The sequence below is a fragment of the Cellulomonas sp. P1_C4 genome (assembly GCF_056406355.1).
Genome location: NZ_JBFUAI010000015.1, coordinates 90,700 through 109,062, shown reverse-complemented (window position 1 = coordinate 109,062; position 18,363 = coordinate 90,700). Strand labels below are relative to the sequence as shown.

The window sequence follows — 18,363 nt, the reverse complement described above, 5'->3', positions numbered from 1 at the left end:
GCAAACACTCCTGTGCGCTCAGCACGCGGGAGCGTCTGGCTCGACGTGACACGCGCCACCCGTGAGGTGCAGGCGGACGGACTCCATCGCGTCGCCGAGCGCCGCGAACTGCTCGTCGGTGAGCACGTCGACCAGGTGGTCCCGCACGGACTGCACGTGCTTCGGGGCGGCCGCGACGAGGACCTCCCAGCCCTTGTCGGTCATGACGCAGTTCACGCCGCGCGCGTCCTCGAGGCAGGGCGCCCGGGTGACGAGCCCCTGCTCCTCCATGCGCCGGATGGTGTGCGTGAGGCGGCTGCGGGAGTGCGCGATGTTGTCGGCCAGCTGAGCCATGCGCAACGTCCGCGCCGGCTCCTCCGACAGGCGCACCAGCACCTCGTACTCGTGGGTGGACAGCCCCGTGTCGCGCTCGAGCTCGTGCTCGAGGGCGGCGAACAGGCGGGCCGCGCCGCCGCGGAACGCGCGCCAGTGGGTCTGCTGCTCGGCAGTCAGCCACTCCACCGTGGTGGATGTGTCAGTGGTCACAACGGGGCCTCCGTCCTGGGGTCTGGGGTTGCGGGTCTGGAGCGAGTGTAGTACAACTTTGAACTAACAGGTTTCGTTGACTCTTCAACAACCACGGAGGACTTCCCCCATGAGCACCACCACCACCGCCGTTCTTCCCGCCGGTCTCACGACGGGCACGTGGGCGGTCGACGCCTCGCACACCGAGGCCGCGTTCACGGTCCGTCACGCCGGCATCTCCAAGGTCCGCGGCACCGTCGCGGTCACCGAGGGCACCGTCGTCGTCGGCGAGGACCTGGCGAGCACGTCGGTCTCCGTCACGCTCGACCCGTCCACCGTCGCCACGGGCGACGCCAACCGCGACGGCCACCTCAAGAGCGGCGACTTCTTCGACGTCGAGAAGTTCGGCCAGTGGTCGTTCGTCTCCACCGAGGTCCGCGAGGCCGGCAAGAACTACGTCATCGTCGGCGACCTGACGATCCACGGCGTCACGCAGTCGGTCGAGCTCGACACCGAGTTCAACGGCACCGCGGTGGACCCGTTCGGCAACACGCGCGCAGGCTTCGAGGCCAGCGTGACGATCTCCCGCAAGGACTTCGGCCTGACCTGGAACGCGGCCCTCGAGGCCGGCGGCGTGCTCGTCTCCGACAAGGTCGTCATCGCGCTCGACGTCTCGATCATCAAGGGCTGACACAGCTCGCACCACACGTCCGGCCGGGTCCCTCGGGGCCCGGCCGTTCGCGTGCTCAGGCACCGGTGGCCGTGCGGCGGCGGTCGTGGAACGCCAGGATCTGCAGCTCCGAGGCGACGTCCACGGCACGCAGGTCGACGTGCTCCGGGACACGCAACGCCCGCGGGGCGAAGGTGAGGATGCCGACGACGCCCGCCGCGACCAGCGCGTCGCAGACGTCCTGGGCCCCCGCAGCGGGCGTGGCGATGATCCCGATCGTCGCGTCGTTGGAGGTGACGACCTCCGCGAGTGCCGACGACGGCTGCACCACCAGCCCCGCCACCGACGTCCCCACCACCGCGGGGTCGGTGTCCACCAGGCCGACCACCGCGAACCCGCGCTCGGCGAACACCGAGTAGCTGGCCAGCGCGTGCCCGAGGTTGCCGATGCCCACGATGACGACGCGCCGCTGCGTCGTCAGGCCCAGCACGACCGCGATCTGCTCCGACAGGTGCAGGACGTCGTAGCCGACACCGCGCCGCCCGTACGAGCCGAGGAACGACAGGTCCTTGCGCAGCTGGGCCGGCGTGACCCCGGCGCCCGACGCGAGCTCCTCCGACGACGTCGTGACCACGCCCTCCGCGGTGAGGGCGTGCAGCGCGCGCAGGTACCCGGGCAGCCGGGCCACGGTCGCGGGCGGCACGTCGCGCGCGCGCAGGTGCCCGGTCGCACCGGGCTCCGCTGCCCCGCCGTGCGCCCGGGACCCACCTCGCTGCGTGTCCACATCGACTCCCGCGACGCCCCGTCGGACCCGGTCGCCCGGGTCCTGCTGGTCAGGCTAGGGGTCGGGGCCCGGCGGGGGTAAGGGTTCGACGCAGACGCGCCGCGTCGATCCGCCAGTAGCCCTGCTGGACGCCGTCGACCTCGACCACCGGGACCAGCTCGCCGAGCTCGTCGACCAGGTCCCGACCTGCGACGTCGGCCGCGTCGATGTCGATCTCGGTCCATGCGTCGCCGGTCTCGGCACAGACCGTCCGCACCACCTCGCGGGCCTCGTCGCACAGGTGGCAGCCGACACGGCCGTAGAGGACCACCCGACTGTTCACCGTCATGCCACCAGGCTCTCACCGACCGGCACCCGTCGTTCACCCGTCGCGGGTCTCGAGCCTCGTTACAGTGACCAGGTGCGTCAGGCGTCCGGGAACACCGCCGCCCCCGCTCCCGTGCTGCGGGACCCGGGGTCAGGTCCGGACGGTCCCGGCGTGGGCGCGTTCTTCGACGTGGACAACACGATCATCCGCGGCGCCAGCTCCTTCCACCTGGCCGTGGGCCTGTACCGGCGGGGCTTCTTCCGCAAGCGCGACCTCGTCCAGTTCGGTCTCCACCAGTTCCGGTACCTGACGTTCGGGGAGAACAAGCACCAGATCGACGAGGTCCGCAGCCGGGCGCTGTCGATCATGGAGGGCCACTCGGTGGCTGAGGTCACAGCCATCGCCGAGGACGTCTACGACGAGGTGCTCTGCCTGCGGATCTACCCCGGCACGCAGCGGCTCCTCGACCAGCACATCGCGGCCGGCCACTCCGTCTGGCTGGTGACGGCGACCCCCGTCGAGATCGGCTCGCTCATCGCGCGCCGGCTGGGCGCCACCGGGGCGCTCGGCACCATCGCCGAGCACCGGGACGGCTTCTACACCGGGCGCCTCGTCGGCGACATGCTGCACGGGCAGGCGAAGGCCGACGCCGTGCGGGCCATCGCCGAGGAGGAAGGGATCGACCTGGCGGCGTCGTACGCGTACGGCGACTCCACCAACGACGTGGCGATCCTGTCCGAGGTCGGCTTTCCGTGCGCCATCAACCCCGACCGCCGCCTGCGCCACTACGCCGCCGAGGTGGGATGGCCGGTCCGCGAGTTCCGCAACCGCCGCCGCAACGCCCGCCGCGGCACCACCGTCGCCAGCCTCGCGGGCGCCGCGTGGGCCGCCGGGCTCATCACCCGCGCGGCCCTCCGGGCCTGGCGGGGTACCGGGAAGGACGTGCTGTGACCACGATCGAGACGACGATCCGCCCGGCCGTGCACGCCGACCTCGGCGCGCTCGCGGCCTTGGCCGCCCTCACGTTCCCGCTCGCGTGCCCGCCGGGGTCGACCGCGCAGGACCAGCAGGAGTTCATCGACGCGGTGCTCTCGACCGAGCGGTTCGCGGAGTACCTCGAGGACCCCCACCGGACCGTCCTGGTCGCCGAGGACCGCGGCCTGGTCGGCTACACCATGCTGGTCGCGGGCGAGCCCGCCGACGACGACGTCCGCGCCGCCCTGCACGTGCGGCCCACCATCGAGCTGTCCAAGTGCTACGTGCACCCGGACCACCACGGCGCCGGCATCGCGAACGCGCTGATGGCGGCGTCGCTGGAGGCCGCACGCGACCGCGGCGCGCAGGGCATCTGGCTGGGCGTCAACCAGCAGAACGCGCGGGCGCAGGCGTTCTACGTGCGGTCCGGCTTCGCCGTCGTCGGCACCAAGCACTTCACCGTGGGCACACGCATCGAGGACGACTACGTGCTGGAGCGCCCGCTCTAGCCGTCCTGCTCGTCGCGCGTCGTCGCGACGGGCCACCCCTCGTCGTCCCAGGCCAGCTTCCGGATCTCGAGCCGGAAGTCGCCGCCCGCCGCCGCGTCGTAGTAGTGGAACGCGAGGTACCCGCGCGAGACGGACTGCCCGCCGGGTCCGACCATGTCGCCGGTCGACGTCAGCAGCTGCTCGCCGCCGTCGAGCGTCATCTCGGAGCCCGACCGGTCGACGTACGGACCCGTGACCTCCCGCGAGCGCCCGACCGCGATGTTGTACGTCGAGTCGGTGCCCTGGCAGCACGCGTCGCGCGAGACGAACAGGTAGTACCAGCCGTCGTGCAGCCCCAGGTACGGCGCCTCGATCGCGTTCGGCGGCGAGGTGCGGCTGGCGATCGTCGTCGGCTCGGCACCCTCGACGGGCTTGCCGGACGGCCAGGTCAGCTCGACCAGCTGGATGCCGCCCCAGAACGAGCCGAACGCCATCCACGGGGTGCCGTCGGCGTCCTCGACCACACCGGGGTCGATCGCGTTGTAGTCGGTCTGGCCCGGCTCGGACCGGATGACCTCGCCCTGGTCGACCCACGCGTAGGCCGGGTCGTCCGGGTCGAGCGTGGTGTTCGTCGTCAGGCCGATGACCGACTTGTTGGAGCCGAAGGTGGACGCCGCGTAGTAGAGGTAGAACGTGCCGTCGTGCTCGATCACCTCGGGCGCCCAGAAGTTGGACACCCCGGGCACGGCGTCGTAGACCCACTCGGGCCGGGTGTCGGCGTCCCAGACGGTGCCGACGAGCTCCCAGGTCTGGCCCCCGTCGGTGGACCGCCGGATCTGCGGCGCGCCGAGCCCCTCGCGCACGTCGCCGGTGGAGAACACGTACCAGGGCTCGCCCTCGGCGCCCGCGACGAGCGCGGGGTCGTGGGTGTGGATGTCCCCGCTCAGGGACAGCGCCGTCGCGGCGGGTGACGGGTCGGGCCGCAGCGCGSCCACGACCCCGGCTCCCCCCAGCAGGGCGAGAGCGACGACGCCCGCCACGACGGCTCTGCGCACGGCGGTCAGACCCCCAGCCGGACGACGTTCCAGGACACCGGCGGCACCTCGACGGTGAGCCGGCCGTCCCGGACGACCGCGGACGCGTTGCCGCGCGGCACCACGGAGTAGTCGTCGTCGGCCGTCGCCGACCACGTGTGGTCGGGGTTGGCCAGCGTGGTCGCCTCGACGACGCGCAGGCCGGGCAGCGAGCGGGCGTCGACCTCGAGCGTGACGGTCTGCGTGAGCGAGCGGTTCACCGCGAACAGCGCGACCGCGCCGGTCTCGGGGTCCCGCGTCGCGACGGCATCGACCAGCGCGGCGTCGCCGTACTTCGCCGTCTCGTACGTCGGCGACTCGACCGCGACCTGCAGCACGTCGCCGACCGCGTAGCGCGACGCCTGGGCGAAGGGGTGGAAGATCGTCTGCTTCCAGGACCGGCCGCCCGGCTCGGTCATGATCGGCGCGATCACGTTGACCAGCTGCGCCAGCGACGCGGAGTGCACGCGGTCGGTGTGCCGCAGCAGGGAGATGAGCAGGTTGCCGACGACGACGGCGTCCGCGACGTTGTACTTGTCCTCGAGCAGCACGGGTGCGACGGGCCAGTCGTGCCCGGTCGGCGGCTTGGACTCGGCGCGGTGCTGGTACCAGACGTTCCACTCGTCGAACGAGATGTGGATGCGCTTGTCCAGCTTCTTGTGCGCGCGCACGGCATCGGCGGTGGCGCTCACCGACTCCACGAAGTGGTCCATGTCCACGGCCGAGGCCAGGAACGAGCCGAGGTCGCCGTCCTCCTCCCAGTAGTACGCGTGGGCGGAGATGAGGTCGACCTGCTCGTACGCCTCGGTGAGCACGATGCGCTCCCACTCCCCGAAGGTCGGGATGGCCACGCCCGACGAGCCGCACGCGACGAGCTCGAGGTCGGGGTCGACCATGCGCATCGCGCGGCCGGTCTCGGCGGCCAGCCGGCCGTACTCGTAGGCCGTCTTGTGCCCGATCTGCCAGGGACCGTCCATCTCGTTGCCCAGGCACCACATGCGGATGTCGTACGGGTCGGGGGCGCCGTTGGCGCGGCGCTGGTCGGACAGGCGGGTGCCGCCCTGCACGTTGCAGTACTCGAGCAGGTCGAGGGCCTCCTGCACGCCGCGCGTGCCCAGGTTCACGGCCATCATCGGCTCAACCTCGGCCAGCTTCGCCCAGCGCATGAACTCCTCGACGCCGACCGTGTTGGGGTCGGTCGAGTGCCACGCGAGGTCGAGGCGCGCCGGGCGCTGGTCCCGCGGGCCCACGCCGTCCTCCCAGCGGTAGCCCGAGACGAAGTTGCCGCCCGGGTAGCGCACGGTGCTCACGCCGAGCTCGCGGGTCAGCTCGATGACGTCCTTGCGGAACCCGTCGGCGTCGGCCGTCGGGTGCTCGGGGTCGTGGATGCCGGTGTAGACACAGCGGCCCAGGTGCTCGACGAACGAGCCGAACGTGCGCCGGCGGACCGGGCCGACCCGGAAGGCCGGGTCGAGGGTGAGTCGGACGGGGATCATGCGGTCTCCTGGTTCGGTCGGTGGTCGAGCGCGGTCCAGCGCACGCCGTGCGACGGGACGTCGAGGACGAGCGCGCCCTCCGGTTCCCACGCGGTCGGGTGCAGGTCGGGGGTGGTGCCGGGTTCCCACAGGTCCCGGGTGGTCCAGTCGCCCCTCGCGGCGGCGTGGCCGACCAGCGAGGAGAGCGGGAGCGAGACGGTCCGCGTCTGCGGGCCGGTCCAGAACACGGCGACGTAGGTGGTGTCGGCCTCGACGGCGGTCCACACGATCAGCTCGCCGTCGTCGAGCGGCTCGCGGACGACCTCGCGGCCGCCCGTCGCCGACCGCAGCACGTGGCCGACCGCGGGGGTGGCCAGGAGGTCGAGGGTCGCCGGGTCGCTGGTGGGCAGGTCTCCCCCGACCATCAGCGGTGAGCGGGCCATGACCCAGAGCGTGAGGATCGTGCGCTGCTCGTCGTAGGTCAGCCGGCTCTGCCGGTCCTCGCCGCGCTCCGCGCGCAGGCCGACGCGCCCGAGCGGCAGCATGTCGGCGTCGGCCCACCCGCCGGGTCGCTGCAGCGGCGCCCACCGGGCCAGCCGCGCGAACTGCGCGTGCACGTCCTCCCAGCGGTCCCACAGGTCGTCGGAGATCCGCCACATCTGGGCGTGCTCCCGCAGGTGCTCGACCTGCGCGGTCGACAGGTGGGTGCCGGGCGAGAGCGAGAGGACGACGTCGCGGCCGGAGCGCTCGATCGCCCGCGCCCACGCCTCGATCGCGTCGGGGTGGTACGGCGCGAGCATGTCGTCGACCTTGAGGAAGTCCACGCCCCAGCCGGCCAGCTGCGCGACCAGCCCGTCGAGATAGGCCTGCGCGGCCGGGTGGTCGTGGTCGAGACCGTAGTTGTCGACGTTCCAGGGGCACACCGACGTGGTGTCCGCGGCGTCGCGGGCCGTCCAGTCCGTGCCCTCGACGGGCAGGTCCTGCTCGACGGCGAGCCGCGGGATCCCCCGCATCATGTGCACGCCGAACCGCAGCCCGAGCTCGTGCACCGCGTCGGCGAGCGGTCCGAAGCCGCGTCCGCCGGCGGCCGACGGGAACCGGTTCTCGGCCGGGAGCTGGCGGCCGAAGGCATCCAGGACCAGCGACGAGCCGTCGTTGTACCCGTGCGCACGGGCCTGTGGGTCGTACCAGTCGATGTCGACGACGACCGTGTCCCACCCGTGCGGCAGCAGCCGCTCGGCCAGCACACGGGCGTTCGCCAGGACCTCGTCCTGCGTCACGGTGGTCCCGTAGCTGTCCCAGCTGTTCCATCCCATGGGCGGCGTCTGCGCATGGATCGACATCGTCAGCCCCTTCGCCGTCGGTCGCTTCTACATCGTTGTAGACGCATCATGCACGGCCCCTCCGACGGCGTCAACCGTCCGTTACGAGTTCGTGGCTTGACCGCGCACCGCTTCTCGTGTCATGTTCTACATCGTTGTAGATCAACGTTGTAGATGCAGCGCTGATCGGACGGAACGAGGTCAACGACGACCCTGACGGACCAGCCCCACGGCGGTCCTGACGCGACCGTGACCTCACACATCCTTGGGATATGGGAGGCAGGACGATGAAGAAGAACAAGCTCATCGCCGGCGCCGCGTTCGCCGCGGTCGCCGGGATGCTGGCGCTCACGGCGTGCAGCGGCGGCGACGGCGGAAGCGACGGCGGCGACAAGCAGATCACGTTCATGTTCCGCGGAGGCGCGGACGAGAAGGCGGCGTACGAGGCCGCCATCAAGAAGTACACGGCGGACACCGGCGTGAAGGTGAAGGTCATCGTCACCGACGCCGACCAGTACGCCACCAAGCTCCAGGCGGCCGTGGCCGGCAACAACGTGCCCGACGTGTTCTACATCGAGCAGGCCAGCCTGCAGTCGTACGTCAGCTCGGGCGTCCTGGCGGACATCACCGACGAGGTGGCCGCCAGCGGCATCGACCTGGACAACATCTGGCCGTACGGCGTGAACTCCTACCGGTTCGACGGCACGCTCCAGGGCACCCCCGACGGCAAGCTCTACGGCCTGCCCAAGGACGTCGGCCCGTTCTCGTTCGGCTACAACAAGACGATGCTCGAGGCCGCGGGCATCCCGCTGCCCGACAAGGACACCCCGCTGACGTGGGACCAGTTCGTCGACATCAGCAAGCAGCTCACCAAGGACACCGACGGTGACGGCGCCGTGGACCAGTGGGGCACCGGGCTCAACGTCCAGTGGAACCTGCAGTCGATGGTGTGGAGCAACGGCGGCGACTGGACCAACGAGGACCGCACCAAGGTCACGGTGGACACCCCCGAGTTCGCCGACGCGCTGCAGAAGTTCGCGGACCTCACCAACGTGGACCAGGTCACGCCGTCGGCCTCCGACGCCGCCACGCTCGATACCTACCAGCGGTGGATGGCCGGCGAGATCGGCTTCTTCCCCGTCGGCCCGTGGGACGTCAGCACGTACAACAAGCTCGACTTCGACTACGACCTGATCCCCTGGCCGACCGTCGGTGACGGCGGGGCGGCCACCTGGGTCGGCTCGCTCGGCATCGGGGTCTCCGCCACGAGCAAGCTGCCCGACGACGCCGTCAAGCTGGTCACGTACCTGTCGGCGGACCCGACCGCGCAGCAGACGCTCGTCGACGCCGGGGTGCAGATCCCGAACCTCGTCGACATGGCCCAGACGTGGGCGGCGGAGACCGACTCCGAGCCCGCCAACCGCCAGGAGTTCCTGGACATCGCGCAGGACTACGGCCGGGCGATGCCGGCGGCCTTCACCTACGGCGCCGAGTGGTACGACGAGCTCTGGACCAACATCCAGCCGGTGCTCGACGGCAAGCAGACGGCCGCCGACTACCTGGCCGACGAGCAGCCGAAGATGCAGAAGCTCCTCGACGAGTCGAACGACAACGCCGAGCAGGCCGCGGCCGGCAACTAGCTCCACCCCTCCCTGATCCCGCCGCCCGGGCACGCTCCCGGGCGGCGGGATCCCCCGGAAAGGACCCTCGCGATGACCGCGACCATCGAGTCGACGTCGACCGGCGCCGGCCTCACGCCCGAGCAGCGGGCGAAGCGGGCCAACCGCCGCCTGCACCGCGCTGAGCACCGGTGGGCGCTCGCGTTCGTCGCTGCGCCGATCCTCGGGTACCTGCTCTTCACGCTGTACCCGATCTGCTTCGCGGTCTACGCGTCGCTGACCAGCTGGAACGGCCTGGGCCCGATGACGTTCGTCGGCCTCGACAACTACGTGACGCTGTTCGGCGACGAGTACTTCCGCATCTCGCTCTACAACACCGTCTTCTACATGATCGGCATCCCGATCGGGCTGGCGCTCTCGCTGCTCCTGGCGCTCGCGCTCAACCGGAAGATCCGCGGACGCACGGCGTTCCGGACCATCTACTACGTGCCCGTGATCTCGTCGCTCGCCGCGATCGCGATCGTGTGGCAGTTCGCCTACAACGGCGACTTCGGCCTCATCAACCAGGTGCTCGCCTGGTTCGGGATCGACGGGCCGGACTGGCTGCAGAACACCGCGACCGTCAAGCCGGCCATCATCATCATGGCCATCTGGAAGGGGCTCGGGTACTCGATGCTCCTGTACCTGGCCGCGATCCAGGGCGTGCCCGCGTCGCTGCACGAGGCCGCGGCGCTCGACGGCGCGAACTCTTTCCAGCGGCTGCGGCACATCACCTTGCCGATGGTGCGGCCGGTGACCTTCTTCCTGGTCGTCACCAACATCATCGCCGGGTCCCAGATCTTCACGGAGATCAACATCATGACCCCGGCAGGCGGCCCCGAGTTCAGCTCCGCCTCCATCGTCTGGTACATCGTCCGCAAGGCGTTCAAGTACCAGCAGATGGGGTACGCGACGGCGATGTCGATCGTGCTCGGCGTGCTCGTCTTCGTCATCACCTTGATCCAGTTCCGCCTCAACCGGCGCAACAGCTTCAGCATCGACTGAGGAAGAGACGGAGACGCAGCCATGGCTACGACCCTGATGAAGCCGCCCATCCAGGCGCCGCCGACCGAACGTCCCCGCACGGGCGCCCAGCGCGAGAGCCGGCTCGGCAACGCCGCACTGTTCGCCCTGCTCGCCGTCGGCTCGCTGGTGATGCTCGCGCCGCTGCTCTGGATGTTCACGACGGCGCTCAAGACCAAGGTGCAGGTCTTCGCCCTGCCGCCGGTCTGGATCCCCAACCCGCCGCAGTGGGACACGTTCGTGCGGATGTGGACCGAGGCCCCGATCCTGTCGGGCTTCAAGAACAGCCTCATCGTCGCGCTGAGCGTGACGGTCATCGGCACGTTCACGTCCGCGCTGGCCGCGTTCGCGCTGGCCAAGCTGCGGCTGCCCTACAAGAACGCGATCTTCCTCGTCCTGCTGTCGGGCCTCATGGTGCCGTACCCGACGATCATGATCCCGCAGTTCGTGATGTTCTCCCGGCTGCACTGGGTGGACACCCTGCTGCCGCTGATCGTCCCCCTGCTGTTTGGGAACATCATCATGATCTTCTTCCTGCGGCAGTACCTGTCGACGGTCCCCGACTCCATGATCGAGGCCGCGAAGATCGACGGAGCGTCCTACCTGCAGATCTTCCGCGTGATGATCCTGCCGATGATCCGCCCGGCGATCGCCGCCCAGTTCATCCTCTGGTTCATGTACATCTGGAACGACTACCTCGCGCCGATCCTGTACCTGAACTCCCCGGAGAAGCAGACGCTCCAGGTGGTGATCGCCAACCTCAACGTCGAGTTCGCGACGCAGCGGGACTACCCGCTGATCATGGCCGCGTCGTTCGTCGCGCTGCTGCCGATCCTCGTCGTCTTCCTCATCTTCCAGCGGCAGATCATCGAGTCTGTCGCGCTCACCGGCTCGAAGGGCTGACCGATGACCCCCGACACGGCCCTCTGGGGAGGCCGGCACGCGCACGACCCGACCGCGGTGCGCGACGACGACGGCACGTACTGGCTGTTCTCCACCGACGCGTGGGCGGACGGTCCCGTGCGGGCGGGCGTGCAGGTGCGGCGCTCGAAGGACCTGGTCACCTGGGAGTTCCACGGGTGGGCGCTCGACGGCGTGCCGAGCGCCGGGGCGGCCTGGTCCGGGGCCGAGGGCCTGTGGGCGCCGGACGTCGTGCGGGTCGGCGACGAGTGGCGCATGTACTGGTCGGCGTCGACGTTCGGCTCGCGCACGTCGGCCATCGGCCTGGCGGTCGCCGGGCACCCGACCGGCCCGTGGGAGGACCGCGGGCTCGTGGTGACGAGCCTGCACGACGTCGACGGGCCGAACGCGATCGACGCCAACGCGGTGGTCGACGCCGACGGCCGGCACTGGCTGGTCTACGGCTCGTTCTTCGGCGGCATCCACGCGCTCGAGCTCGACCCGGTGACGGGCCTCGCGATCGGCGACGCCCCCGGGATCCTGCTCGCCCGGCGGCCGCGCAGCGTCGACGGCGCCGTCGAGGGCGCGTTCGTGCTGCCGCGGCCCGGCGGTGGCTACGCCCTCGTGCTCTCCTACGACTCCCTCTTCTCGACGTACCACGTGCGGGTCGGCGTCTCGGAGTCGCTCACCGGTCCCTACGTGGACCGCACCGGGCGCGACCTCACGGACCTCGAGGGCGACCCGGCCCTCGTCGGCACCCTGGTGCTCGCCGGCCATGCGCTGGCCGGCGGCCGCACCTGGCTGGCCCCGGGGCACGCCTCGGTGCTCGTCGACGGCGACCGCCAGCTGTTGGTCCACCACGTCCGCGACGCCGACGACCCCACGCAGCACGAGGTGCAGGTGCGCCGGCTCGTCTGGACCGCCGACGGCTGGCCGGTCGTGTCGCCGCAGCCCTGGGCCGGCGACGCCGAGCCTGACGACGACGACCGCCCCACGGACCCGGCCGCGCTGGCCGGCACCTGGGAGCTGGTGACGTTCGACCAGGCCACGGCCGGCACCGTCACCACGTCCCGGACCATGGAGGTCGGCGACGAGCTCCTCGAGACGGTCCGCAGCCACGGCGACGGGCGGTTCGCCTCGCCGGGCTTCGAGCTCGTCGCCTTCGGGTCGGTCGACGCCGTCCGCGGCGTGCGCACCGTCTCGTTCGCCGGCCTCGACGCCGACGGCAACGCCACGCTCGGCACCCGGGTGGGACCGTGAGCGCCGCGACGCACGACGACGACGCCGTCGGCGGCTGGGCCGGACGCGTCATGGTGTTCCTGCGCGCCGGCACGCAGGTGGTCGCGGTGAACGTCCTGGTCCTCCTGGGCACCCTCGCGGGCGGGGTCGTGCTCGGCGCGTACCCCGCGCTGGGCGCCGGCGGCGCGCTGCTCGCCCGGCTCGTCGGCGGATCGCCGTCCGAGCACCTCTGGCGCGAGTTCTGGTCCGCCTACCGCGCCGGCTTCCGGCGGCTCAACCTCCTCGGCGCACCCCTGACCGTGGGGTTCGTCCTCCTGGCCCTCGACGCGTCGGTGCTCGCCGCCGCGTCCCCGGGCCCGACGAAGGCCGCGCTGACGGTCGGCGTCGTCGTCCTGACCGCCTACCTCTCGGTCGCGCTCGCCACGCTGGTGCCCGTCGCCCGGCGGTACGACGACGCGCCGGTGGCCCGCGCGTGGCGGTTCGTCGCCGTCGCGCCGCTGCTCTGGCCGCTCACGAGCCTCGCGGTGCTGGCCGCGTTCGTGGTCCTCGCGGTCACGTTCAGCGCCGTCCCCGTGCTCGTCCCGCTGGTCGGGGCGAGCGTGCCGCTGCTGGTCAGCGGCTGGCTGGTCGACCAGCGCCTGACCAGGCTCGACGCGGTCTGAGCCCGCTCAGGCGCTCGGTGCGCGCTCGCCGAGCGTCGACTCGCGGCCGACGATCTCGAAGTCCGTGATGACCTGCTCGAACGGTCGGCCGGGCTCGGTCTCCTCGATGCGGGCGAGCAGCAGGTCGACGGCCGTCGCCGCGATCTGCTCGCGTCCCGGCGCCACCGTGGACAGCGTCGGCGAGGAGTACGCGGTCTCCTCGATGTCGTCGAAGCCGATGACCGCGATCTGCCCCGGCACGTCGATGCGGCGCGCGTGCAGGACGTGCAGGGCGCCGAGCGCGAGGGCGTCGTTGAGGCCGAAGACCGCGTCGATCTCGACGCCGGAGTCCAGCAGCCGGGCCATGGTCTCCGCACCCGTCGCCCGGTGCCACAGACCCGCCTCGCCGACGAGGGCCGGGTCCACGGGGAGACCGGCCTCCTCGAGCGCCTGCCGGTAGCCCTGCACGCGCAGCGCGGCCGAGCCGACGGTCTCGCCCTCGTGCGCGCCGACCACGGCGATGCGCCGCCGCCCGAGGTCCAGGAGGTGCTGGGTGGCGGCGCGGGCCGCCTCGACGTTGTTCATCGTCACGTGGTCCGCGGGCCCCCCGAAGATGCGCTCGCCCAGCAGCACCATGGGGAAGTCGACCTGCAGGGCGTCCGCATCCTGAGGCCCGAGCTCCAGCGGCGAGAAGATGAGCCCGTCCGTGAGGTGCCGGCGCTGGCCGGAGAGCACCTCGAGCTCGCGCTCGCGCACGGACCCGGTCTGCTCGATGAGCACGGTGAGCCCGCGCGCCTCGGCGGCGCGGATGACCGAGTCGGCCAGCTCCGCGAAGTAGGGCAGCGACAGCTCCGGTACCGCGAGCCCGATGATGCCCGTCCGGCCGCGGCGGAGGTTCCGCGCCGAGATGTTCACCTGGTACCCGAGGTCCGCGATCGCGGCCTCGACCCGCTCCTTGGTCGCCGGCCGGATGTACTGGTAGCCGTTCACCACGTTGGAGACGGTCTTGATCGACACCCCTGCTCGCGCGGCGACCTCGTGCATCGTCACCGCGGCACCGCGCCTGGCCGTGCTCATCGCTGTCTCCTCGTAGGCGTGACCCTTGGGACAGAGTCGCAGACCAGGGCAACTCTACATCGTTGTAGAAGGCGTGTCCGGACACACGAAAGGCCCGGCAGCTGCCGGGCCCCTCGACCGCCTAGCGACCCTGACGGGCCGCGTGGCTCACTTCTTGTTGCGGCGCTGGTGACGCGTCTTACGAAGAAGCTTGCGGTGCTTCTTCTTGGCCATCCGCTTGCGGCGCTTCTTGATGACGGAGCCCATGGGGTCCTCACTTCGCTTCCGATGGAGACCCGGAGACGGGCCGTTCTGGTGGTCGATCGACGCGTAGAAGAGATCGAGTGCAATCGAGCCACCCACACGCGTTCAAAGTCCGAGGCTCTACCTTACGCGATCGGCAGAGCCCTCGACGACACGCGTGGATGTCAGGAGCTCTGGCGGTCCTGCTCGCGAGCCTCGACGGCGGGCGACGTGGCGAGGTAGTGGTCGAGCGCGTCCTGCGGGACCCGGAACGAACGGCCGACGCGGACCCCGGGCAGCTCCCCTGAGTGCAGCAGCCGATACACGGTCATCTTCGACACGCGCATCACGTCGGCGACCTCGAGGACCGTGAGGAACCGGGTACGGCCGGGCTCGCGCTGCTCGCGCTCGTCGCTCATGTTCCTTGTCCGTTCCGCCCGTCGGCGCGGCGGGCCCGCGCACCCTCCGGCGGGTGCCGCATCAGCCTAGCCGCGCGTGGGACAGGTGGGAAAGAGGGGACGCCTGGGACGTCGCCCGTGTGGCCCAGCCGCGCTTCTGCCGGTCAGTCGTGGTCCGGGTCCAGGCCCAGCGCCGGGAACACGGCCGCGCGGGTGGCCCGGATGGCGCGGTCCACGTCGTCGGCGGGGTCGTAGCCGGCGGACCACGGGCTGAACCGCGCGTCGCGGCCGTCGGTCATCCGGTCCGGACCGAGCCGGCCGTAGCGCTCCCGCACCAGCGCCCGCCAGTCGTCGGGGATCTCGGTGGCKGGGTCCACCGGCTGATGGGTCGCGATGCCGAGCAGATGGGTCCAGGCCCGGGGGACCACGTCCACCACGGCGTACCCGCCGCCCCCGAGCGCGAGCCAGCGCCCGTCGGCCACCTCGTGCGCCAGGTCGTGCAGGCGCACGGCGGCGGCCCGCTGCCCGTCCACGCTGACGCGCAGGTGGGTGAGCGGGTCGAGGACGTGAGTGTCGCAGCCGTGCTGGGTGACCAGCACCTCCGGGTCGAACGCACGGACGACCGCGGGGACGACGGCGTCGATGGCCCGCAGCCAGCCCGCGTCGCCGGTGCCCGAGGGCAGCGCGACGTTGACGGCCGAGCCGTCGGCGCCGGGCCCGCCGGTCTCCCGCGGGCTGCCGGTGCCGGGAAAGAGCGCCTGCCCGGTCTCGTGCAGCGAGACGGTGAGCACCCGGGGGTCGTCCCAGAACACGGCCTGCACGCCGTCGCCGTGGTGCGCGTCGATGTCGACGTAGGCGACCCGGCGGACACCGGCGTCGAGCAGCGCCGTGATGGCCACCGCGGCGTCGTTGTAGACGCAGAACCCCGAGGCGGCCGCCGGCATCGCGTGGTGCAGGCCGCCCGTGACGTTCACGGCGTGCTCGGCCCGGCCCTCCCACACGGCGAGCGCCGAGTCGACCGACCCCTGCACCACGAGCGCCGACGCCTCGTGCATCTGCGGGAAGACGGGGTCGTCGCTGGTACCCAGGCCGAAGGCCACGTCGGGCGTGCCGTCGGCCGACGCGCGCCGCACGGCCGCGACGTACGCGGGGTCGTGGACGGTCTGCAGGAGGGCGTCCGACGCGACGTGCGCGCCCACCAGCTCCACGCCCGGTCCGTCGAAGAGGCCCAGCGCCTCAGCCAGCCGGATGGTCAGGTCCAGGCGCTCCGACGTCATCGGGTGACCGTGGCCGAAGTCGTACGCGAGCATCTCGCGCGACCAGACCACGCGCACGGGCGTCGACGACGTCATGCGCTCACCGTCGCACCCCACCGATGACGTGTCGAATGGTGCCCACACTGTGCCGACTCACTGCCCACGCAGACGCGTGCGCCTGTCGGGTCGAGCACCACGGCCCTCGCGTGCCAGAGTTGCCCCGTCCGGCAGGCGCCGGCCGGTGCGGGGAGGTGCGATGGCGCGGGGTGGCCCGGGCGTGGCATGGCGGGTGCGCGAGCTCGTCGACCAGTCCGCACGGCAGTCCCCCGCCCGGCTCGCGCTCGGTGTGTTCGGCCTCGTCATCGGCGTGGTCACGCTGGGCCTGTCGGCACCGTGGGCGACGGTCAGCGGGCACCGTGCCCCGTTCGTGGACGCGCTGTTCACCGCGACGTCCGCCAGCACGGTGACCGGCCTGGTCGTCGTGAACACCGGCGCGTACTGGTCCGCGTGGGGACTCGTCGTCATCCTGATCGCCATCCAGATCGGCGGTCTCGGCGTCATGACGCTCGCGTCGCTGCTCGGCATGGCCGTCTCCCGCCGGATCGGGCTCACGCAGAAGCTGCTCGTCTCGTCGGAGACCAAGGAGACGCGCCTCGGCGAGGTCGGGTCGCTGATCCGGACGGTCATCATCACGTCCGTCTCGCTCGAGCTCATCATCGCGCTCGTCCTGTTCCCGCGGTTCCTCATGTTCCACGAGGACCTGGGCGAGGCGGCGTGGCACTCGGTCTTCTACGCGATCTCCTCGTTCAACAACGCGGGCTTCGTGCCGACGCCGGAGGGGCTCGAGCCGTTCGTGTCGGACTGGTGGGTGCTGATGCCCATCATCGTCGGCGTGTTCATCGGCTCGCTCGGCTTCCCCGTGATCCTCAACGTCGCCCGCAACCTGCGCGAGGCGCGCCGGTGGAGCCTGCACTCCAAGCTGACGGTGACCACGAGCGTCGCGCTGCTGGTCGCGGGCTCCGTCCTGGTCGCGGCGTTCGAGTGGACCAACCCGGAGACGTTCGCCCCGCTGGGCTTCAACGCGACCGCGCTGGCCTCGCTGTTCGCCGGGGTCATGCCGCGGTCGGGTGGCTTCTCCACCGTGGACGTGGGGCAGATGCACGAGAGCACCTGGTTGCTCATGGACGCGCTCATGTTCGTGGGCGGCGGCTCGGCGTCGACGGCTGGCGGCATCAAGGTCACGACGCTGGCCGTCATGCTGCTCGCGATCCTGGCCGAGGGCCGTGGCGACAAGGACGTGGAGGCGTTCGGCCGACGCATCCCGCGCGAGGCGCTCCAGGTGGCGATCGCCGTCTCGCTCGTCTCGGCGACCCTCGTGCTGGTGTCGTCGCTGGTCCTGCTGTCCCTCACTGACCTCGCTCTGGACCGCGTCCTGTTCGAGGTCATCTCCGCGTTCGCCACCTGCGGGTTGTCCACCGGGATCACCCCTGACCTGCCCAACCCCGCGAAGTACGTGCTGACCGTGCTCATGTTCATCGGCCGGACCGGCACGATGACGCTTGCGGCCGCGCTCGCGCTGCGCAACCGTCGTCGGGTGATCCGGCTACCGGAAGAGAGGCCGATCATTGGCTGAGAAGTTTCGCGACCCGATCAAGGGGACGCACAACGCGCCGCGCACGCCGAAGAAGGACTCCGGCGTGCTCGTCATCGGGCTGGGCCGGTTCGGCTCGTCCATCGCCGCCACCCTCGACCGCCTCGGGCAGGACGTGCTCGCGGTCGAGCGCAACCCCGAGCTGGTCGCCCAGTGGGCCGGCCGGATCGCGCTGGTCGAGGCCGACGCCGCCAACCCCGAGGCCCTCGAGCAGCTGGGCGCGCGGGAGTTCCCCGTCGCGGTGGTCGGTGTCGGCTCCTACCTCGAGGCGTCCGTGCTGATCACGGGCAACCTCGTCGACATAGGCATCCAGCAGATCTGGGCCAAGGCCGTCAGCAACGAGCACGCGCGCATCCTGCAGCGGATCGGGGCCCACCACGTGGTGCTCCCCGAGGCCGATGCCGGCGCGCGGGTGGCCCACCTGGTGTCCGGCAAGCTCCTCGACTACATCGAGGTCGAGGACGGGTTCACCATCGTCAAGATGCGCCCACCCAAGGAGACGCAGGGTTTCACGCTCGCGCAGTCCAGGATCCGCGAGCGGTACGGCGTGACCGTCATCGGGGTGAAGAGTCCGGGCGTCGACTTCGCGTACGCGACGCCCAGCACGCGGCTGTCGGCCAACGACCTGATCATCGTGTCGGGCCACGCCGACCTGCTGGAGCGCTTCGCCGCGCGGCCGTGAGCGCCGCTCAGCGGCCCG

Annotated in this window: 20 protein-coding genes; 10 read left to right on the top strand and 10 right to left on the bottom strand. The window is 71.3% G+C overall.

What is annotated here, in order from left to right; all coding sequences use genetic code 11:
* Nucleotides 1–18 precede the first annotated feature (18 nt).
* On the bottom strand, nucleotides 19–525 hold the full coding sequence (locus tag AC1DYZ_RS13625) for a MarR family winged helix-turn-helix transcriptional regulator (RefSeq protein WP_477065723.1): 507 nt from the start codon (nucleotides 523–525) through the stop codon (nucleotides 19–21).
* Nucleotides 526–634: 109 nt separating this feature from the next.
* Here AC1DYZ_RS13625 and AC1DYZ_RS13620 point away from each other — a divergent pair, with 109 nt between their 5' ends.
* Nucleotides 635–1,195: a YceI family protein gene (locus tag AC1DYZ_RS13620; protein ID WP_477065722.1), complete on the top strand. Its 561-nt coding sequence runs from the start codon at nucleotides 635–637 to the stop codon at nucleotides 1,193–1,195.
* Nucleotides 1,196–1,250: 55 nt separating this feature from the next.
* On the opposite strand, the gene AC1DYZ_RS13615 is transcribed toward AC1DYZ_RS13620, so the two are convergent.
* Together AC1DYZ_RS13615 and AC1DYZ_RS13610 are read right to left on the bottom strand one after the other, a co-directional pair.
* Complete coding sequence (locus AC1DYZ_RS13615) at nucleotides 1,251–1,958, bottom strand: redox-sensing transcriptional repressor Rex (RefSeq protein ID WP_477065721.1); 708 nt, start codon at nucleotides 1,956–1,958, stop codon at nucleotides 1,251–1,253.
* Nucleotides 1,959–2,007: 49 nt separating this feature from the next.
* Nucleotides 2,008–2,286: a glutaredoxin family protein gene (locus tag AC1DYZ_RS13610; RefSeq protein WP_477065720.1), complete on the bottom strand. Its 279-nt coding sequence runs from the start codon at nucleotides 2,284–2,286 to the stop codon at nucleotides 2,008–2,010.
* A 111-nt stretch (nucleotides 2,287–2,397) separates the two neighbouring features.
* Between AC1DYZ_RS13610 and AC1DYZ_RS13605 the strand changes: the two genes are divergently transcribed.
* Both AC1DYZ_RS13605 and AC1DYZ_RS13600 read left to right on the top strand, forming a co-directional pair.
* Entirely contained in the window at nucleotides 2,398–3,216 is an 819-nt protein-coding gene (locus AC1DYZ_RS13605) for an HAD family hydrolase (protein ID WP_477065750.1), read from the top strand.
* Between the two features lie 5 nt (nucleotides 3,217–3,221).
* On the top strand, nucleotides 3,222–3,749 hold the full coding sequence (locus tag AC1DYZ_RS13600; protein ID WP_477065749.1) for a GNAT family N-acetyltransferase: 528 nt from the start codon (nucleotides 3,222–3,224) through the stop codon (nucleotides 3,747–3,749).
* Here AC1DYZ_RS13600 and AC1DYZ_RS13595 read toward each other — a convergent pair.
* The 3 genes from AC1DYZ_RS13595 to AC1DYZ_RS13585 are packed head-to-tail and all read right to left on the bottom strand — an operon-like array spanning nucleotide 3,746 to nucleotide 7,619.
* Nucleotides 3,746–4,783 (bottom strand): arabinan endo-1,5-alpha-L-arabinosidase, encoded by a 1,038-nt coding sequence (locus tag AC1DYZ_RS13595; protein ID WP_477065719.1) that lies wholly within the window; start codon nucleotides 4,781–4,783, stop codon nucleotides 3,746–3,748. The genes AC1DYZ_RS13600 and AC1DYZ_RS13595 overlap by 4 nt on opposite strands.
* Nucleotides 4,784–4,788: 5 nt before the next feature.
* On the bottom strand, nucleotides 4,789–6,297 hold the full coding sequence (gene arfA, locus AC1DYZ_RS13590; RefSeq protein WP_477065718.1) for an arabinosylfuranosidase ArfA: 1,509 nt from the start codon (nucleotides 6,295–6,297) through the stop codon (nucleotides 4,789–4,791).
* Nucleotides 6,294–7,619, bottom strand: coding sequence for a glycoside hydrolase family 27 protein (locus AC1DYZ_RS13585; RefSeq protein WP_477065717.1), 1,326 nt, complete (start codon nucleotides 7,617–7,619; stop codon nucleotides 6,294–6,296). Before AC1DYZ_RS13585 ends, arfA begins: the two co-directional genes overlap by 4 nt.
* Nucleotides 7,620–7,870: 251 nt before the next feature.
* Between AC1DYZ_RS13585 and AC1DYZ_RS13580 the strand changes: the two genes are divergently transcribed.
* The 5 genes from AC1DYZ_RS13580 to AC1DYZ_RS13560 all read left to right on the top strand — a co-directional run bounded on the left by AC1DYZ_RS13580 (nucleotide 7,871) and on the right by AC1DYZ_RS13560 (nucleotide 13,080).
* Nucleotides 7,871–9,238 carry an ABC transporter substrate-binding protein gene (locus AC1DYZ_RS13580; RefSeq protein WP_477065716.1) on the top strand — a complete coding sequence of 456 codons (1,368 nt, stop codon included), beginning with the start codon at nucleotides 7,871–7,873 and terminating at the stop codon, nucleotides 9,236–9,238.
* Between the two features lie 72 nt (nucleotides 9,239–9,310).
* Entirely contained in the window at nucleotides 9,311–10,261 is a 951-nt protein-coding gene (locus AC1DYZ_RS13575) for a carbohydrate ABC transporter permease (protein WP_456826496.1), read from the top strand.
* 21 nt (nucleotides 10,262–10,282) lie between these two features.
* On the top strand, nucleotides 10,283–11,182 hold the full coding sequence (locus AC1DYZ_RS13570) for a carbohydrate ABC transporter permease (RefSeq protein WP_477065715.1): 900 nt from the start codon (nucleotides 10,283–10,285) through the stop codon (nucleotides 11,180–11,182).
* Between the two features lie 3 nt (nucleotides 11,183–11,185).
* Nucleotides 11,186–12,439 (top strand): arabinan endo-1,5-alpha-L-arabinosidase, encoded by a 1,254-nt coding sequence (locus AC1DYZ_RS13565; protein ID WP_477065714.1) that lies wholly within the window; start codon nucleotides 11,186–11,188, stop codon nucleotides 12,437–12,439.
* Nucleotides 12,436–13,080 carry a YesL family protein gene (locus AC1DYZ_RS13560; RefSeq protein WP_477065713.1) on the top strand — a complete coding sequence of 215 codons (645 nt, stop codon included), beginning with the start codon at nucleotides 12,436–12,438 and terminating at the stop codon, nucleotides 13,078–13,080. The genes AC1DYZ_RS13565 and AC1DYZ_RS13560 overlap by 4 nt, the downstream gene beginning before the upstream one ends.
* Before the next feature lie 6 nt (nucleotides 13,081–13,086).
* On the opposite strand, the gene AC1DYZ_RS13555 is transcribed toward AC1DYZ_RS13560, so the two are convergent.
* From AC1DYZ_RS13555 to AC1DYZ_RS13540, 4 genes are all read right to left on the bottom strand, one after another.
* Nucleotides 13,087–14,136 carry a LacI family DNA-binding transcriptional regulator gene (locus AC1DYZ_RS13555; protein WP_477065712.1) on the bottom strand — a complete coding sequence of 350 codons (1,050 nt, stop codon included), beginning with the start codon at nucleotides 14,134–14,136 and terminating at the stop codon, nucleotides 13,087–13,089.
* Between the two features lie 147 nt (nucleotides 14,137–14,283).
* Nucleotides 14,284–14,382 carry a 30S ribosomal protein bS22 gene (locus AC1DYZ_RS13550; protein ID WP_003792170.1) on the bottom strand — a complete coding sequence of 33 codons (99 nt, stop codon included), beginning with the start codon at nucleotides 14,380–14,382 and terminating at the stop codon, nucleotides 14,284–14,286.
* Nucleotides 14,383–14,543: 161 nt separating this feature from the next.
* On the bottom strand, nucleotides 14,544–14,777 hold the full coding sequence (locus AC1DYZ_RS13545; protein WP_477065711.1) for a helix-turn-helix domain-containing protein: 234 nt from the start codon (nucleotides 14,775–14,777) through the stop codon (nucleotides 14,544–14,546).
* A 143-nt stretch (nucleotides 14,778–14,920) separates the two neighbouring features.
* Nucleotides 14,921–16,108, bottom strand: coding sequence for an acetoin utilization protein AcuC (locus tag AC1DYZ_RS13540; RefSeq protein WP_477065710.1), 1,188 nt, complete (start codon nucleotides 16,106–16,108; stop codon nucleotides 14,921–14,923).
* 160 nt (nucleotides 16,109–16,268) lie between these two features.
* On the opposite strand from AC1DYZ_RS13540, the gene AC1DYZ_RS13535 reads away from it, so the two are divergent.
* A complete protein-coding gene (locus AC1DYZ_RS13535) occupies nucleotides 16,269–17,645 on the top strand; it encodes a TrkH family potassium uptake protein (RefSeq protein WP_477065709.1) in 1,377 nt (458 codons plus the stop codon).
* Nucleotides 17,638–18,345 carry a potassium channel family protein gene (locus AC1DYZ_RS13530; protein ID WP_477065708.1) on the top strand — a complete coding sequence of 236 codons (708 nt, stop codon included), beginning with the start codon at nucleotides 17,638–17,640 and terminating at the stop codon, nucleotides 18,343–18,345. Before AC1DYZ_RS13535 ends, AC1DYZ_RS13530 begins: the two co-directional genes overlap by 8 nt.
* Nucleotides 18,346–18,363 lie beyond the last annotated feature (18 nt).

What these genes read in the sequence shown, in the direction of transcription:
- AC1DYZ_RS13620 (WP_477065722.1), top strand. Translation starts at nt 635, where the DNA reads ATGAGCACCACCACCACCGCCGTTCTTCCCGCCGGTCTCACGACGGGC.
- AC1DYZ_RS13610 (WP_477065720.1), bottom strand. Translation starts at nt 2,286, where the DNA reads ATGACGGTGAACAGTCGGGTGGTCCTCTACGGCCGTGTCGGCTGCCAC.
- arfA (WP_477065718.1), bottom strand. Translation starts at nt 6,297, where the DNA reads ATGATCCCCGTCCGACTCACCCTCGACCCGGCCTTCCGGGTCGGCCCG.
- AC1DYZ_RS13585 (WP_477065717.1), bottom strand. Translation starts at nt 7,619, where the DNA reads ATGTCGATCCATGCGCAGACGCCGCCCATGGGATGGAACAGCTGGGAC.
- AC1DYZ_RS13580 (WP_477065716.1), top strand. Translation starts at nt 7,871, where the DNA reads ATGGGAGGCAGGACGATGAAGAAGAACAAGCTCATCGCCGGCGCCGCG.
- AC1DYZ_RS13575 (WP_456826496.1), top strand. Translation starts at nt 9,311, where the DNA reads ATGACCGCGACCATCGAGTCGACGTCGACCGGCGCCGGCCTCACGCCC.
- AC1DYZ_RS13570 (WP_477065715.1), top strand. Translation starts at nt 10,283, where the DNA reads ATGGCTACGACCCTGATGAAGCCGCCCATCCAGGCGCCGCCGACCGAA.
- AC1DYZ_RS13565 (WP_477065714.1), top strand. Translation starts at nt 11,186, where the DNA reads ATGACCCCCGACACGGCCCTCTGGGGAGGCCGGCACGCGCACGACCCG.
- AC1DYZ_RS13555 (WP_477065712.1), bottom strand. Translation starts at nt 14,136, where the DNA reads ATGAGCACGGCCAGGCGCGGTGCCGCGGTGACGATGCACGAGGTCGCC.
- AC1DYZ_RS13550 (WP_003792170.1), bottom strand. Translation starts at nt 14,382, where the DNA reads ATGGGCTCCGTCATCAAGAAGCGCCGCAAGCGGATGGCCAAGAAGAAG.
- AC1DYZ_RS13545 (WP_477065711.1), bottom strand. Translation starts at nt 14,777, where the DNA reads ATGAGCGACGAGCGCGAGCAGCGCGAGCCCGGCCGTACCCGGTTCCTC.
- AC1DYZ_RS13535 (WP_477065709.1), top strand. Translation starts at nt 16,269, where the DNA reads ATGGCGCGGGGTGGCCCGGGCGTGGCATGGCGGGTGCGCGAGCTCGTC.